This window comes from Micromonospora avicenniae, assembly GCF_900156065.1.
GTDB lineage: Bacteria > Actinomycetota > Actinomycetes > Mycobacteriales > Micromonosporaceae > Micromonospora > Micromonospora avicenniae.
Genome location: NZ_FTNF01000011.1, coordinates 170178 through 184354 on the forward strand (window position 1 = coordinate 170178; position 14177 = coordinate 184354).

General features: G+C 73.4%; 17 protein-coding genes. 7 read left to right on the plus strand and 10 right to left on the minus strand.

From position 1 onward, the window contains the following. Positions 1–35 precede the first annotated feature (35 nt). From BXA10_RS18405 to BXA10_RS18425, 5 genes are all read right to left on the minus strand, one after another. Complete coding sequence (locus BXA10_RS18405; RefSeq protein ID WP_139338040.1) at positions 36–392, minus strand: hypothetical protein; 357 nt, start codon at positions 390–392, stop codon at positions 36–38. A gap of 39 nt (positions 393–431) precedes the next feature. Then, positions 432–959 carry a GNAT family N-acetyltransferase gene (locus BXA10_RS18410; protein ID WP_076471620.1) on the minus strand — a complete coding sequence of 176 codons (528 nt, stop codon included), beginning with the start codon at positions 957–959 and terminating at the stop codon, positions 432–434. Positions 960–1161: 202 nt separating this feature from the next. Further along, positions 1162–1575 carry a VOC family protein gene (locus BXA10_RS18415; protein ID WP_076471621.1) on the minus strand — a complete coding sequence of 138 codons (414 nt, stop codon included), beginning with the start codon at positions 1573–1575 and terminating at the stop codon, positions 1162–1164. Positions 1576–1705: 130 nt separating this feature from the next. Beyond that, positions 1706–2845: a peptidoglycan recognition protein family protein gene (locus BXA10_RS18420; RefSeq protein WP_076471622.1), complete on the minus strand. Its 1140-nt coding sequence runs from the start codon at positions 2843–2845 to the stop codon at positions 1706–1708. Positions 2846–2974: 129 nt separating this feature from the next. Then, a complete protein-coding gene (locus BXA10_RS18425; protein ID WP_076471623.1) occupies positions 2975–3667 on the minus strand; it encodes an RraA family protein in 693 nt (230 codons plus the stop codon). A 244-nt stretch (positions 3668–3911) separates the two neighbouring features. Here BXA10_RS18425 and BXA10_RS18430 point away from each other — a divergent pair, with 244 nt between their 5' ends. From BXA10_RS18430 to BXA10_RS18440, 3 genes are all read left to right on the plus strand, one after another. Then, on the plus strand, positions 3912–4796 hold the full coding sequence (locus BXA10_RS18430) for a slipin family protein (protein WP_084752975.1): 885 nt from the start codon (positions 3912–3914) through the stop codon (positions 4794–4796). Between the two features lie 180 nt (positions 4797–4976). After that, positions 4977–5966 (plus strand): mechanosensitive ion channel family protein, encoded by a 990-nt coding sequence (locus tag BXA10_RS18435; RefSeq protein WP_076471624.1) that lies wholly within the window; start codon positions 4977–4979, stop codon positions 5964–5966. Positions 5967–6225: 259 nt separating this feature from the next. Beyond that, positions 6226–7506: an MFS transporter gene (locus tag BXA10_RS18440; RefSeq protein WP_076471625.1), complete on the plus strand. Its 1281-nt coding sequence runs from the start codon at positions 6226–6228 to the stop codon at positions 7504–7506. A gap of 86 nt (positions 7507–7592) precedes the next feature. Here the strand turns inward: BXA10_RS18440 and BXA10_RS18445 are convergent, their stop codons facing one another. The 3 genes from BXA10_RS18445 to BXA10_RS18455 all read right to left on the minus strand — a co-directional run bounded on the left by BXA10_RS18445 (position 7593) and on the right by BXA10_RS18455 (position 9472). Then, entirely contained in the window at positions 7593–7982 is a 390-nt protein-coding gene (locus BXA10_RS18445) for a VOC family protein (RefSeq protein WP_076471626.1), read from the minus strand. A gap of 117 nt (positions 7983–8099) precedes the next feature. Then, a complete protein-coding gene (locus tag BXA10_RS18450; RefSeq protein WP_076471627.1) occupies positions 8100–8519 on the minus strand; it encodes a YchJ family protein in 420 nt (139 codons plus the stop codon). Positions 8520–8614: 95 nt separating this feature from the next. After that, positions 8615–9472 (minus strand): SGNH/GDSL hydrolase family protein, encoded by an 858-nt coding sequence (locus tag BXA10_RS18455; protein WP_245828303.1) that lies wholly within the window; start codon positions 9470–9472, stop codon positions 8615–8617. On the opposite strand from BXA10_RS18455, the gene BXA10_RS18460 reads away from it, so the two are divergent. Next, entirely contained in the window at positions 9471–10178 is a 708-nt protein-coding gene (locus BXA10_RS18460) for an MBL fold metallo-hydrolase (protein WP_076471628.1), read from the plus strand. The genes BXA10_RS18455 and BXA10_RS18460 overlap by 2 nt on opposite strands. 116 nt (positions 10179–10294) lie before the next feature. Here the strand turns inward: BXA10_RS18460 and BXA10_RS18465 are convergent, their stop codons facing one another. Together BXA10_RS18465 and BXA10_RS18470 are read right to left on the minus strand one after the other, a co-directional pair. Then, entirely contained in the window at positions 10295–10915 is a 621-nt protein-coding gene (locus BXA10_RS18465; protein ID WP_245828304.1) for a class F sortase, read from the minus strand. 175 nt (positions 10916–11090) lie between these two features. Continuing rightward, positions 11091–11576: a hypothetical protein gene (locus tag BXA10_RS18470; protein ID WP_076471629.1), complete on the minus strand. Its 486-nt coding sequence runs from the start codon at positions 11574–11576 to the stop codon at positions 11091–11093. A gap of 305 nt (positions 11577–11881) precedes the next feature. Here BXA10_RS18470 and BXA10_RS18475 point away from each other — a divergent pair, with 305 nt between their 5' ends. The 3 genes from BXA10_RS18475 to rnhA are packed head-to-tail and all read left to right on the plus strand — an operon-like array spanning position 11882 to position 14161. Continuing rightward, positions 11882–13141 (plus strand): lycopene cyclase family protein, encoded by a 1260-nt coding sequence (locus BXA10_RS18475; protein ID WP_425436088.1) that lies wholly within the window; start codon positions 11882–11884, stop codon positions 13139–13141. Between the two features lie 50 nt (positions 13142–13191). Beyond that, complete coding sequence (locus BXA10_RS18480; RefSeq protein ID WP_076471630.1) at positions 13192–13647, plus strand: ASCH domain-containing protein; 456 nt, start codon at positions 13192–13194, stop codon at positions 13645–13647. Between the two features lie 46 nt (positions 13648–13693). Beyond that, positions 13694–14161 (plus strand): ribonuclease HI, encoded by a 468-nt coding sequence (gene rnhA, locus BXA10_RS18485; protein WP_076471631.1) that lies wholly within the window; start codon positions 13694–13696, stop codon positions 14159–14161. Positions 14162–14177: the final 16 nt, after the last annotated feature.

Genomic DNA, 14177 nt, shown 5'->3' on the forward strand with positions numbered 1-14177 from the left:
CGCACCACGCCCACCGCCGGAGGGCAACGAGTTGGTCAGGCGACCCGGGGCGCCGGCACGATCGGCAGTGCGCTGCGCTGCGTCGCGCCCGACCTCCCGCCGCCCTGCTCGGCGACAGCAGCACGCTCCACCACGGGCGTACGGGGGTCCGTCCGGTCGGGCAGGGTGCCGGCCGGCGGTGTGCCGCCGGTGACGACCCCGCCCAGCAACGCCAGCAGGCGGGGAACGTCTCCGATGGGCATCCGGAACGACGCCCGGCAGACTCCGCCGCCCCACACGGAGAGCACCACCGCCTCCCGCTCGGGGTGGTAACTGACCCGCATCATCCGGTCCTCGCCCCGCGTGTCGGCGAACAGGTCACCGAGGCTGGGCATCGGCAATACCTCTCCCATGGCAACCAGAATGCAACACTCCGGTCACCCAGCGGTAGATCAAAGTTTGCGGAACGGTTCGGCGTACGCGAACTCGCCCCGGATCGACGGGTCCCAACCACTGAGCGGACGCGCCATGAAGTAGCGCGGCCCCCAGGCGGGGACCGGCGGGGTCACGCCGTGCTCGACCGCGGGCCGGAAGCCGAAGCGCGGGTAGTAGCCGGGGTGGCCGAGCAGCACCACCAGCTGTTCGTCCCGCGCGTCCGCCGCACCGAGCACCGCGTGCATCAGCGCCGACCCCACCCCACGGCGTTGCCACTGCGGCAGTACGCCGAGCGGCCCGAGCCCCAGCGCCACCGGCCGCCCGGCCACCCATCCGCGGGTGCACACCACGTGTCCCACCACCCGGCCGTCCGGGTCGGTCGCCACCAGCGACAGGGCGGGCAGCCAGGCGTCGTCGGCGCGCAGCGCGTCGACCAGGGTCGCCTCCACAGGTATGGTCTCCGGACCGTCCGGCTTGGCGAAGGCGGCGGCGTGCACCGCGCGGATGGCTTCGATGTCGGCGGCGGTCTCGCGTGTGATCAGCATCGATCGACGATAGGGACCGGGACGGTCGACCGCCGCCGAATTTCGCCCCGCCCCCGGGGTGACCTCCGTCGGCCGGCGACGGGAGCCCCCATCGCGGGTGCTAGCCCATCACCCGTGCAGCTCGTGCCGGCGCTCTCTGCGGTGTCAGCGCGACGCGGCCCGCCTCGGCCACGCCGTCGCTACGCGGTGATCGAGGCGGGAGTCACCCCTGCTTCGGCATGATGTCCACCATCCACTGGATGCCGAAGCGGTCGACGCACATGCCGAACTCGTCGCCCCACATCTGCTTCTCCAGCGGCATCGCCACCGCGCCGCCCTCGCTGAGGCGCTCCCAGTAGCCGCGCAGTTCGTCGGCGTCGTCTCCGCTGAGGCTGATGCTGATGTTGTTTCCCGGCTGGTGTTCCATGCCGGGCGGCATGTCCGACACCATCAGCGTGAAGCCACGGTCGGTGTCGAGCATGGCGTGCATGATCTGGTCCTCGGTGCCCGGCGCGGCGTTGCCGAACTCGCCGAAGGTGCTCATGCGCAGCGAACCGCCGAACACCTGTCGGTAGAACTCGATGGCCTCGCGGGCGTTGCCGGGGAAGTTGAGGTACGGGTTGAGCCGAGACGCCACAGCACCCTCCTTGGTCGTGACCCGCGTCATCGTCGCAGCTCACCGGGGCCGGGACAACGAGGCGCGCCCGCGTTTCGCGGCCGGCGGGGAACGGCCGGGTCGACCGTTCCCCGCCGGACGTCGACCGGACTCAGTGGTGCCTGAACGACTGCCGGACCACGCCGCCGACGATGGCGCACCACGTGCTCACGTCCACCTTGCCGTTGCGCGGCAGTCCGTGCACGCCCTGCAGGTCCTGCACCGCCTTGCGGGTCGGGTAGTCGTACTCGCCGGTGACGGTCACCTCGGCGTACCCCTTGATGTTCAAGATGAACTGCACGGCGCTGACCGGCAGACCGGAGGCGTCCTCGCCCAGCTCGGGGACCAGGGTCTCCCAGGTCTGCGGGGTGAGTGTGGCGTCGACGTCCACCGGGATGCCGTTGCGGTACTGCCAGTCCTGCACCGCGGCCACGGTGGCGGCGTCGAAGACGCTGTTGACCGGAACGGTGTAGCCGCGGTACGCGAGCAGGTACTGCGCCACCTGCACGGCCGGCGAGCTGACGAAGCGCCACAGGTCCGGCCAGCGGCGAGCCGGCACGTCGGCGAGGTCGGTGCCGAGTTCGGCGAACACCCGGCGTCGCAGCATGGGGAACTGACGGTAGAACGCCGCACCCGGGCACTGGGTGTTGCGGAAGTCCCAGTGGCCGAAGATGTCATGTGCCTGCAGACCGTACTGCCGGCAGATCGTGACGCAGAGCTTGACCAGCGAGTCGAGCAGCGCCTGCGGCGGCGTCTCGGTGACGTACGTGCCCTCGTTCTCGATCCCGATGGCCCGTCCGTTCTCACCCGGGCAGTGTGCCGAGATCATCTGCCGGTCGCCGGCCTGGAGGCGCTCCAGGCTTCCCGTCCGGCCTTCCAGTACGTAGCCGCCCCGGCTCACCGTGAAGTGCTGCCCGGTGTCGGACCACCCGTTGCCGTCCATGTGCAGGTCCTGGCAGTCCTTCGCCAGCTTGATGGCCTGCGCCTCGGAGTAGTCGGTGACGTTCGGGAAGGCCATGTGGTGCACGATGATCTTGTTGGTCGGGGTGGCGCTGACCGACAGCGGGTCGGCCGGCGGGCGCGCCCCCCACTCGTCACAGCTGATGATCCAGTCGAGGTCCGTGCCCGTTCCCGGGGTCGCCTGGGCCGCGGCGGGGAAGGCCAGCTCGCTCCCGACGACCGCGACCGTGGCGGCGCCGAGGCCGGCCCGCAGCAGCGTACGACGGTCCAGTTCGGAATGGTTGACGTGCATGACAGCTCCTCTGCGGCCGGACCGGGGGTTGTGAAAAGTAGCTCCATTGGCCGCGCGTGATGTGGAGGATATTGCCGTGACCGGCGCTGCGCTAGGGGTCGGGCCGGGTCGGCCGGCCAGGCGGGACCCTCACTCCTCGATCGCCCCACCGACGCGCCGCAGGTGACGTCGGAACGTGTACGTCGGATCCGCCGCCCGGCGCGCCAGGTAGTCGTCGAAGTCGGTCTGCCGGCGCAGCGTCTCACCGGCACGGATCCGTGCCGCCTGCTCCCGCTCGACCCGGCGGATCCGCGCCGCAGTGGCCAGCACCTCGTCGACGTGGTCGGCCGCCACGAAGAGCACACCGTCGTCGTCGCCGAACACCACGTCGCCCCGGCCCACCTCGTGCTCACCGACGCGCGCACTGGTCAGCGCCGCCTGCTCCCGCTCGTCCACCCGGACCGGACCCGACGGGAAGCCGCCGTAGCTGAACACCGGCAGCCCGATCTCGACCAGCTCCGCCGTGTCCCGGTGCAGCCCCCACACCACCAGCCCGGCCACCCCCGTCGCGATGGCCTCCAGCACCGTCAGGTCACCGACGCACGCCTCGTCCGTCCGTCCGCCGTTGTCGACCACCAGCACGTCGCCGGTCGAAGCGTGGCCGTACGCCTCCAGGAAGACGTCCACACTTCCGTAGTGCCGTGCCGGCAGCACCCGTCCGGCCAGCCGCCGGCCGGCGAGCACCGGGCGGACGCCGGGCGGCGCGGCCCGCGGCGGCACCCCCAGGCGTACGCACGCGTCCGCCAGCAGCGGAGTGGACAGGTCGACGAAACGCTCCAGCATGACGCCCTCCAGACGGCCGGCGGGACGCCATCGTAGGGCGAGCGGCGGGCACCGGAACGAGATCCAATCCCGAGTGTGCGGCTTGCTCCGGTCGGACCCGACCCCACGAACGGGCGGTCGGCGCCCCGGGTGGCACCAGTCGCGGTTCCTGCCGCCTCGTGACGAATGGCAGGACTGACGGCTGCGACAACGGGTACGCGCGGTTGCGCAACGTCGGCGTCGGTCGGAATTCGGAGGCGGTGCCATGGAAGCCGGTGTGATCGTCGCCGTGGTCGTCGTGGTGCTGGTGGTGCTCGTGCTGGCGCTCAGCCTCCGGATGGTCCAGCAGTACCAGCGGGGCATCGTCTTCCGCTTCGGCCGGGTGCTGGAGCGGGTCCGGCAGCCCGGCCTGCACCTGATCATCCCGATCGCCGACCGGATGGTGCGGGTCAGCATGCAGACCACCGTGATCGGCGTACCGCCGCAGGGCGCGATCACCAGGGATAACGTCACGCTCACCGTCGACGCCGTCGTCTACTACCGAGTGGTCGACCCGGTCAAGGCGCTGGTCAACATACGTGACTATCCCGCGGCCGTGCTCCAGGTCGCGCAGACGGCGATGCGTTCGGTGATCGGCAAGGCCGACCTGGACACGCTGCTCGGCGACCGGGACCGGATCAACGCCGAGCTGAAGTCGGTCATCGACGCGCCGACGGAGAAGCCGTGGGGGCTGCTCATCGAACGGGTCGAGGTCAAGGACGTCTCGTTGCCGGAAGGCATGAAGCGCTCGATGTCCCGGCAGGCGGAGGCGGAGCGGGAGCGGCGCGCCCGGGTGATCGCCGCGGACGGCGAGTTCCAGGCGTCGCGCCGGCTCGCCGACGCGTCCCGGGCGATGGCGGCCACGCCCGGCGCGTACCAGCTGCGGCTGTTGCAGACGGTGGTGGACGTCGCGGCCGAGAAGAACAGCACCCTCGTGATGCCGTTTCCCGTCGAGTTGCTGCGCTTCTTCGACAAGTTCACCGGATCGCCGGGCGGGCCGGCCTCCGCCGCGCCACCGCTCGGCCCCCCGCCCGAGCGAGCGGACCTCGGGCCGCTCACCGAGAACGTGGCCGGCGCGGCCGAGGAGGACGGCCACGGCCGGCGGTCCTGACCGTGGCAGCGGTGGACCAGGCGCGGTCTCGGGACGCGGAGCCTGAGTCCCCGCCGGTCCACTTCGGGTGCCTGCCCGCGGGATCACTCGTCGTCGGATCGAAGCTTCGTGTTTGGCGCCCGGCACCCGCCGGGTAGGTCGGGGCCCAACGTCTCGACCTACCCGCGTGGAGGACCTCGGATGAGAGACAACGTCGGCGACGCGGTGGGCGACGCGCTCCGCTCGGTGATGCTGTTCGTGCCCAAGGCGGTCGCCTTCGTGGCGATCCTGGTGGTCGGCTGGTTCGTCGCCAAGGCCGCCCTGAAGATAGTGAACCGGATCCTGGAGCGGGTCGGCTTCGACCGTGCCGTGGAGCGCGGTGGTCTCCGCCGCGCGCTGAACCGCGCCCGCTACGACGCGAGCGGCATCGTCGCGAAACTCGTCCAGTACGGCCTGCTGCTGGTAACCCTCCAGCTGGCCTTCGGCATCTGGGGGCCGAACCCCGTATCGGACCTGATCGCCGGGGTGATCGCCTGGCTGCCGCGTGCCTTCGTGGCCATCGTCATCGTGGTGGTCGCCGCCGCGATCGCCAGCGCCGTCAAGGACGTCGTCGGCGGTGCCCTCGGTGGTCTCTCGTACGGCCGGGCACTGGGCACGATCGCGTACGTCTTCGTCCTCGGCCTGGGCGTCGTCGCGGCGCTCAACCAGATCGGTGTGGCCACCACGGTCACCACCCCGGTGCTCATCACCGTGCTGGCCACCGTCGGCGGGATCCTGGTCGTGGGCGTCGGTGGCGGCCTGGTCCGGCCGATGCAGAGCCGCTGGGAGACGTGGCTGACCCGCGCGGAGCAGGAATCCCACTCGATCGCGACGCACGCGCGCGCCTACCGGGCCGACCGACGCGACGCCGCGGCACAGGAGCGGCGCCGCTCCGACGCCGCAGCCGCTCCGGCGAGCCCGGTCGCCGACCCGGACGCCACCCAGGCCACCCGCCCCGCCGATCCGGAGGAGACGCAGGTGGTCACCCGGCCGGCGGATTCGGACGCCACGCAGGTGGTGGCCCGGCCGGACGACCCGGACGCCACGCAGGCGACCCCGTCCGGCGTGCCACTTCCCGCCCAGCGGACCGCGGACGACAGCGAGGCCACCGTGGTCATTCCGCCGCTGGAACCACGGCCGGACCACCGCTGAACACTCGATCGGGTGGGGTGGGACCTTGTCCCGCCCCACCCGCATGCGCGAACCCGACGGTGGCGCGAGTTCGTCTTCCGCGCGCCGCCCGCCCCCACGCCGCCGGCCCGCGCGCCACGAACGCTGGTCTCCCCGCGGCCGGGCCGACTAGCATCGCGGACATGACCTGGCGACATTGATGCATTGCTGACGGCCGCAGCCGTGGGCCGCCGCGGACGCCGTACCTCAGGCGTCCGCTCCGCTCCCACGGGAAGGCCTCATGACCGTCACCGCCACGCGCGTGCCCGACCACGCGGTCCGCCGTCTGACGGCGACCCTCTACGGGTACGCGTTCCTCACCGACCTCGTCCTGCTCTACCCGCTGTACGCGCTGCTCTTCGCCGACAGCGGGCTGTCGGTCGGGCAGATCTCCTCGCTCTTCGTCATCTGGTCGACCAGCGCCATCCTGCTGGAGGTGCCCTCGGGCGCCTGGGCCGATGCCGTCTCCCGCCGGCTGCTGCTCTGCCTCGCCCCGCTGGTCACCGCCGGCGGCTACGCCCTCTGGGTGCTGCTGCCCTCGTACCCGGCGCTCGCGCTCGGTTTCCTGCTCTGGGGTGCCGGCGGGGCGCTCAGCTCCGGCGCGCTGGAGGCGCTGGTCTTCACCGAGCTGGACCGGTGTGGCGCGGCCGGCCGGTACGCCCGGATCACCGGCCGCGCCAAGACCGCCGGGGTGCTCGGCGCGCTCGCCTCGAGCCTGCTGGCCGGCCCGGTGCTGCTCGCCGGCGGATACCCGGCGGTCGGCGCGGCCAGCGTCCTCGCGTGCCTGCTCGCCGCGGCCGCCGCCACCCGATTCCCCGAGCACCGCGGCCGTGCCGACCCGGACGACGCGCAGCCGGTCCGGACCGGGAGGGACGACCGGATCCCGGCCGATCCGCACGAGGACCTCGGGTGGGTGGCGAGCCTGCGCGCCGGGCTGGCCGAGACACGCGCGGTCCCCCCGGTGCGGAGCGCGCTGCTACTGGTGGCCGCGGTGGCCGCGGTGTGGGGCGCGCTGGACGAGTACACCCCGCTGCTGGCCCGGGACACCGGCGTGGACGTCTCGGCGGTGCCGTTCCTGCTCCTGCTGATCTGGGTCGGGATGACCGTCGGCGGGCTGCTCGCGCCGGCCGGGGAACGGCTCACCAACCGCGGGTACGCCGCCCTGCTGGGCGTCGCCGCGCTGGCCCTGGCCGGTGGCGCGCTGATCAACCATCCGGCCGGGTTCGTCCTGGTCGCGGGCGCCTTCGGCGCATGCCAACTCGCCACCGTGCTGGCCGACGCCCGACTGCAGGCCCGGATCTCCGGCCCGAGCCGGGCCACCGTCACCTCGCTCGCCGGTATGGCCACCGACGTCACGGTCATCGCCGTCTACGCCGGGTACGGTCTCGTCGCCATGGCGGCCGGCAACGCGGTCGCGTTCGCGGCGGCCGCGTCGCCCTACCTGGCGCTGGCGGTGCTGTCGGTCACGGCGGGCCGCCCCGGGAGCCGGTCGGCCGGGCAGCCGCCGAACCAGCCGGCCTGACCGGACGGACTGTGCCGTGAGCCGGGCGGACGTCGAACCGGGACCGGACGCCAGGGCGGGGCGCCGGCCCGGACCGGGCCGCGCGGTCAGCCCGCCTGGTGCACGAACGACCACTGATGGCCGTCGAGGTCGCGGAAGCCGCGCATGTAGAGCCCGCCGACGTCCTGACCCGGGCCGACGGCGTTGCCGCCCGCCGCGACGGCCCGGTCGACCAGCTCGTCGACCCGCTCCCGGCTCCCGGCGGCGAGCCCGACGATCACCTCCCGGCTCGCCTCGGTGTCGGTGATCGCCACCTGGGTGTACTCGGCGAAGGCGGAGTCGATGTGCAGGATCAGCTGGGTCGTGTCGTTGAGGTTCAGCATGAGGCTGGTGCGGTCGGGGGAGGGCTGGGCACCGGCGAAGCCGATCGAACGGAAGAACTCGGCGGCGCTGGCCAGGTCGCGCACCGGCAGGTTGATGAAAGTCGTGATGGTCACGGTCGTCTCCGTCCGCTCCGCCGAGCCGGTGGCGCCGACAACCGCGATGACCGCGAGACGCGGGAGCGCCGCGCTCAGCCTACCGGGGCACGGGCCGTGCGTCGGGCGATCGGCTGGTCATTCCTGCTCGGCGTCGAGGTAGACCCAGCGGCCGTCCGCGCGTACGAAGCGGCTGCGCTCGGACTGCATCCCGGTGTGCCCGCCGGTGCGGTGGTACGCGCGGAACTCGACCGTGCCGGTGCTGTCGAGCAGGCCACCCCGCTCGGTGTCGACGATCTCCAGCCGTAGCCACCGCCGGCCGGGGTCGAGGTCGAGCCGGGACGGCCGGGTGCGCTCGTGCCAGCTGCGCAGGAGGTAGCCGGTGTCGCCGACGGCAAAGGCGCTGAACCGGGAGCGCATCAGCGCCTCGGCGGTCGGGGCGTCGGCCTCGCCCCGGTGCAGCGGGCCGCAGCACCGCGGGTACGACCGGCCGGACCCGCAGGGGCAGGACAGCTCTCGATCCTCCGCCGCGTGCCGGCGGGTCCCACGCTTCGCCATCCGACCATCCTGCCCTACCCGGTACCGGCACCGGTCGGTGCCGGTAACCGCGCGCACCGGTCTCGGCTCAGCGGGGGGTGCCGGGCGGCCGGAGCTCAGTCCAGGTCGACCGGCAGCGGCACCGGGCGCTTGGCCACCCGGCCCTCGCCCGACGAACTGCCGCGCAGGTGCCGGGCCAACCAGGGCAGCAGGTGCCGGCGCGTCCAGGCCAGCTCGGCGCGGATCACCTCCTGCCGCGGGCGCCGCCGGGCGGTGGCCAGCGGACGCGACCACGAGTCGTCGCTGCCCGGCAACCCGGCGGTGTGCGCCAGCGCCGCCGCGATCCGTTCGTGGCCGGCGCTGTTGGCGTGCAACCGGTCGTCGCTCCACAGCCGTGGGTCGGAGGCGACCGGATGGGCGCCGAGGTCCAGCATGGTGGCCCCGGTCGATGCCGTGACCTTCCTCAGCGCCTCGTTCAGGGCACTCACCCGGCCGCGCAGCGGCCGGGCGGCCGGCATCACCGGCGCCGGGTCGGGCAGGGTGAAGGTGAGCACCGTGGCGCCCTGCTCGACCAGCGCCTGCTGCATGGCGCCGACGTCGTCGGCGACCCGGTCGACGTCGAACGACGGGCGGAGAACGTCGTTCATCCCGGCCACCACGGTCGCCAGGTCCGGGGCGAGTTCGAGCGCCACCGGCAGCTGCTCGGCCCGGATCCGCGCCGTGGTCCGCCCCCGGATCGCCAGGTTGGCGTACTCCAACCCGCCCTGCGAACGGGCCACCGCGAGGGCGAACCGGTCGGCCCAGCCCCGATAGCCGCCCGAGCCGTCCGGGTCGTCCAGACCTTCGGTCGTGCTGTCGCCGATCGCGACGTACCGGTGCCACATCACACCGGCGAGGGTAGCGGCGGTGACGCACGGCGGCACGCCGCCGTCCTCGCGGGCCGCGTTGACGGCGTCTCCTAGGCTCGCGCGCATGGCCCAACCTCCCGCGGTTCCGCTGGCCCCCGGCCTGTGGCGCATTCCCACGGCCGGTCGTGCGCTGGTCAACTCGTACGCGCTGGTCGACGACGACGGCAGCGTGACGCTCGTCGACTGCGGGGTGAAGCGGGCGCCGGCCCGGATCGTGCGAGGCCTGGCGGCGATCGGCAAGTCACCGGCCGACGTCACCCGGATCGTGCTCACCCACGCGCACCCGGACCACGCCGGCGGCGCGGCCGAGGTGGCCCGCCGCACCGGTGCTCCGGTCGTGCTGCACGCCGCCGACGTCGAGTACGCGCAGGCGGGCCATGCGCCGCCGCGGGATCCCTCGGTCACCGGGGGCCGCCTCTTCTCCCGGCTCGGCGGGGGCAGGTTCCCGGCCGTGGACGTGGCCGAGCCCCTCGCCGACGGTGACGTGCTGCCGGTCGGCGGCGGCCTGCGCGTCGTACACACCCCGGGTCACTCCCCGGGTCACGTCTCGCTGCTGCACGAGCCCACCCGGGTGCTGATCACCGGCGACGCGCTGTTCAACGTGGTCGGCATCCGCTGGCCGATCAAGGTCCTCTGCACCGACTTCCGGATGACGCAGGAGACCGCGCACGTCCTCGCCGAACTGGAGTACGACGTGGCGGCCTTCACCCACGGCGCGGAGCTCACCGACAACGCGCGCGAGCGGATCCGCGCCTTCCTGCGGCGGCGGTGAGGCCCGCCGCTCACAGCCAGCCGGAGCGACGGAACAGGCGATCCAGGGCCAGCGCGGCGAGCGCCATGGCGTCGAGAACGGCCCAGTACCTGTAGCGCCATCCCGGTGGCTCGGCGTCAGCCGGTCCGGCTCGCGAACACGATGATGTTGTCGACGTACTCGCCGGCCCGCTCGTCGAACCGGCCGCCGCAGGTGAGCAGGCGTAGCCCGGCGGAGTCGGCCGGGCCGTAGACCAGGTCGCTGGGGAAGGCGTCCTTCGGGTACGTGTCGACCCGGTCGACGGTGAACGTGGCCACGCGCGTGTCGGCTCGGCTGACCCGGACGGTGTCGCCGGGGCGTAACCGACCGAGGTGGAAGAACACGGCGGGCCCGGTGGGGGAGTCGACGTGGCCGACGAGCACCGCGTTGCCGGTCTCGCCGGGGCTGACTCCGTGGCGGTACCAGCCGGCCAGGCCGGGCCGGTCCAGGGGCGGCACCTCCAGCACGCCGGCGGCGTCCGCACCGATCGGGACGATCTCGGCGCGTACACCGATCGCGGGGATCCGTATCAGCGTGGGCGCGGCGTGCGGCAGCGGTGGCAGGGCGCGCGCGGGACGGCTGGCCGCGGGCACGGCCGGCGCGGCCCCCGGCACGGCGACGCTCGGCGCCGGCGGCCGGGGCGGCGGGGCGGTCAGCCCGGCGGTGACCAGTCCGACGCCGGTGACGCCGAGCAGGGACACGACTGCCGCAGTGGACACGGTGGACAGGCCGGGCCGGCCGCGACGCTCACGCGGTCCGGTCGGCGTGGTGGATGCGACAGTCTTTCCGGGCGTGCCTCGACGCCGCACGGGATCACCTCCGTACCCGGAAAACCTGGGGACCCGCACCGGCTCGTCGCCGACACGGGCCCCGCAACAGGGATGGTTCGCCAGTTCAGGCCAGAGTGGATGCGGAGCGCCGGCGGCGCAGCAGCAGAACGGCGCCGGTCGCGGCCGCGCCGAGCAGCGTGCCACCGGCGGCGAGCGCCCCGGTGCCGTCGCCGCGTCCGCCGGAGCCGGCCGGCGCGCCGCCGATCGGGGTGACGGTGAACTGCGTGCTGCTCTGCACGGTGCCGTCGCCGCAGGTGGCGGTCACCGTGTAGGTGCCGAGGGTGAACCCGGCGGTGAACAGCTCGGCGCTGAGACCGCCGCCCGGCGCGACGGTGGTCGAGCGGACGTTCTCGTCGCGGTTGGGGCCGGTGACGCGGAAGAGCGCGTCACCCGAGTTCGGATCGCAGGTCGTCGCGGTGAGGACAACGGTGCCACCCACCGGTGTGGTGGCCGGCGAGACGACAGTCTCCGCGAGCGCGGCGCCCGGCACGAGCAGTACGCCGAGACCCACGCCGACGGCCGCCGACAGGATGACTCTCTTCGGTTTCATACGCGTCTTCCCTCACTCTTCGTCCGCTGAGCACGTGGCGGGACGCCGTTCGGGTGGCCAACTCCGCGACTAGCACCGGTGTGCCCAACACTAGGGCGGTTGGCCCCCCGATCCGGTGAAAATGAGAAATCTTCGTTGCCGTCACATGTCCACCCGAGAACGGAGGGAGCTGCGGAAACGTCGGGCGCGCCCGGCTGGGACCCGGTCGTTCCGCCTGGGCCGAAGGCGAGGTCCCGCCGCAGGCCACGGTGACGTCCGGGCGATGCTGCCTCGCGCCGCCGGTCGCCGCGCCCGCCGCCGACCCGATGTGGCAGCGTGGTCGGATGCACTCCGCACCGGTCGACGTGGACCTCGCCCTGCTCGGCGGCGGTGGCGCGGCCTCGCTAGTGCTCGCCGCGCTGGACCGGCACGGCGTGCGGGGCCTGCGGGTGACCGTCATCGACCCGGTGCACCGGCGCGGCCAGGACCGGACGTGGGCGTTCTGGGACCGGCCGGGCGGCGACCTGGACCCGCTGCTGAGCGCGAGCTGGCAGCGGGTCGAGGTGGTCACGCCCGCGGCGCGCCGGGTGCTCGACCTCGCCCCGCTGCGGTACGCGATGCTCCGCTCCGCCGCCGTCTACGAGCGGGCCGCCGCCGCGGAGCGCCGCCTCGGCGTGACCCGGATGCTCGCCGCGGTGGACAGCGTGCACGACGACGGCGAGCGGGTGCTGGTCCGCACCGCCGGCGACGCGCCGACCGTACGCGCCGGTTGGGTCCTCGACTCCCGCCCGCGCCCGCCCGCGCGCCCCGGCCGCACGACCTGGCTCCAGCACTTCCGGGGCTGGTGGTTGGCGGCGGAGCGTCCGCTCTTCGATCCCGGCCGGGCGGTGCTCATGGATTTCCGCACGCCGCAGCCCGCCCGGGGCGTCTCCTTCGGCTACCTGCTGCCGGTCAGCGACCGGTACGCCCTCGTCGAGTACACCGAGTTCTCGCCCACCCTGCTCACCGGCGCCGGGTACGACGCCGCGCTGGCCGGATACCGGGACCTGCTCGGCCTCGACTCGGCCCGGTTGACGGTGCGGGAGGTGGAGAACGGGGTGATCCCGATGACCGACGCTCCGTTCGACGCGCACCCGTCGCCCCGGGTCGTGCGCCTCGGCACCGCCGGGGGCGCCACCCGACCCTCCACCGGGTTCACCTTCTCCGCGATGCGCCGCCAGGCGGACCAGGTGGCCCGCGCCCTCGCCGAGGGCCGGCCGCCGGTGCCGCCGCCCGCGTACCCCCGCCGGCACCGCTGGATGGACGCGGTCGCGCTGCGCGCCCTGGACCGGGGGACGGTCGGCGGTCCGGAGTTCTTCGCCCGGCTCTTCGAGCGCAATGCGCCCGAGCGGGTGCTGCGGTTCCTCGACGGCACCACCGCCCCGGCCGAGGAACTGGCCGTGATGAGCTCCACCCGGCTCCGGCCGATGGTCACCGCCACCGTGGGGGACGTCGCCCACCGGCTACGCGACCGGCTCCGACCGCCCCGACCCGTTCCGGCCGTACCGCCCCCGGTACGCGAGAGCATGATCCGACCCGAGGTCTGAGCACCGCGGCGGGGACGCGGGCCGGCTCCGCCGTCGCTATTCTCGGCCGCATGCCCCTCGATGATCTTCCACGCGCCCAGTTCGCCTTCCCCGGTCCGCTGCGGGACCGGTTGGTGGCGGCGATCCTCGCCGGGGTCAAGACCTCGACCACCGCCCTTCTCCTCGGCTACGAGCGCGAGGGCGAGCCGCTGCCCCGCGCCGGTCAACGGTCAGCGGTGGTCGACTCGGCGGAGCGGCCGGTCGCGGTGATCGAGCTGACCGACGTCCGGGTGGTCCGGCTCGCGGACGTGGAACTGCGACACGCACTCGACGAAGGTGAGGGGGACGAGTCGGTGGCGCAGTGGCGAGCCGGCCATGAGGAGTTCTGGCACAGCCCGCAGGTACGCGCCGAACTCGGCGACCCGAACTTCACCGTCGACGACGACACCCTCGTGGTGACCCAACGCTTCCGGCTGGTGAGCCTCGTCGACCCCGCCTCCGGCGCCGAGACACCCGTCGACCTCTGACGCCCCTATGCCGGGCGCGAGCAGGGGCAGACGGTAGGTTGCCGGCATGGTGGAAACCGGCGGAGTGGTGCAGATCTGGACCGACGGCGCGTGCAGCGGTAACCCGGGACCGGGTGGCTGGGGCGCGGTGCTGCGCTACGGCGAGCACGAGCGGGAACTCTGTGGCGGCGAGGCGACCCCCACCACCAACAACCGGATGGAGTTGATGGCCGCCATCCAGGCGTTGGAGAGCCTGACCCGGCCGGTCGCGGTCGAACTGCACACCGACAGCACGTACGTGCGTAACGGGATCACCAGCTGGCTCGCCTCGTGGAAGCGCAACGGATGGAAGACCGCGGCGAAGCAGCCGGTCAAGAACGCCGACCTGTGGCAGCGGCTGGAGGCGGCCTGCGCCCGGCACCAGATCACCTGGCTGTGGGTGAAGGGGCACAACGGTCACCCGGAGAACGAGCGCGCCGACGCGCTGGCCAACCGGGGCATGACCGAGGCTCGCGCGGCAGTACCGGCCCGGTGAGCCGGCGCTCCTCACC

Excerpts from the sequence above, each read along its gene's own strand:
- BXA10_RS18460 (WP_076471628.1), top strand. The coding sequence starts at position 9,471 with ATGGCCCAACCTCCCGCGGTTCCGCTGGCCCCCGGCCTGTGGCGCATT.
- BXA10_RS18435 (WP_076471624.1), top strand. The coding sequence starts at position 4,977 with ATGAGAGACAACGTCGGCGACGCGGTGGGCGACGCGCTCCGCTCGGTG.
- BXA10_RS18440 (WP_076471625.1), top strand. The coding sequence starts at position 6,226 with ATGACCGTCACCGCCACGCGCGTGCCCGACCACGCGGTCCGCCGTCTG.
- BXA10_RS18450 (WP_076471627.1), bottom strand. The coding sequence starts at position 8,519 with ATGGCGAAGCGTGGGACCCGCCGGCACGCGGCGGAGGATCGAGAGCTG.
- BXA10_RS18455 (WP_245828303.1), bottom strand. The coding sequence starts at position 9,472 with ATGCGCGCGAGCCTAGGAGACGCCGTCAACGCGGCCCGCGAGGACGGC.
- BXA10_RS18420 (WP_076471622.1), bottom strand. The coding sequence starts at position 2,845 with ATGCACGTCAACCATTCCGAACTGGACCGTCGTACGCTGCTGCGGGCC.
- BXA10_RS18425 (WP_076471623.1), bottom strand. The coding sequence starts at position 3,667 with ATGCTGGAGCGTTTCGTCGACCTGTCCACTCCGCTGCTGGCGGACGCG.
- BXA10_RS18410 (WP_076471620.1), bottom strand. The coding sequence starts at position 959 with ATGCTGATCACACGCGAGACCGCCGCCGACATCGAAGCCATCCGCGCG.
- BXA10_RS18405 (WP_139338040.1), bottom strand. The coding sequence starts at position 392 with ATGGGAGAGGTATTGCCGATGCCCAGCCTCGGTGACCTGTTCGCCGAC.
- BXA10_RS18475 (WP_425436088.1), top strand. The coding sequence starts at position 11,882 with ATGTGGCAGCGTGGTCGGATGCACTCCGCACCGGTCGACGTGGACCTC.
- BXA10_RS18430 (WP_084752975.1), top strand. The coding sequence starts at position 3,912 with ATGGAAGCCGGTGTGATCGTCGCCGTGGTCGTCGTGGTGCTGGTGGTG.
- rnhA (WP_076471631.1), top strand. The coding sequence starts at position 13,694 with ATGGTGGAAACCGGCGGAGTGGTGCAGATCTGGACCGACGGCGCGTGC.
- BXA10_RS18480 (WP_076471630.1), top strand. The coding sequence starts at position 13,192 with ATGCCCCTCGATGATCTTCCACGCGCCCAGTTCGCCTTCCCCGGTCCG.
- BXA10_RS18470 (WP_076471629.1), bottom strand. The coding sequence starts at position 11,576 with ATGAAACCGAAGAGAGTCATCCTGTCGGCGGCCGTCGGCGTGGGTCTC.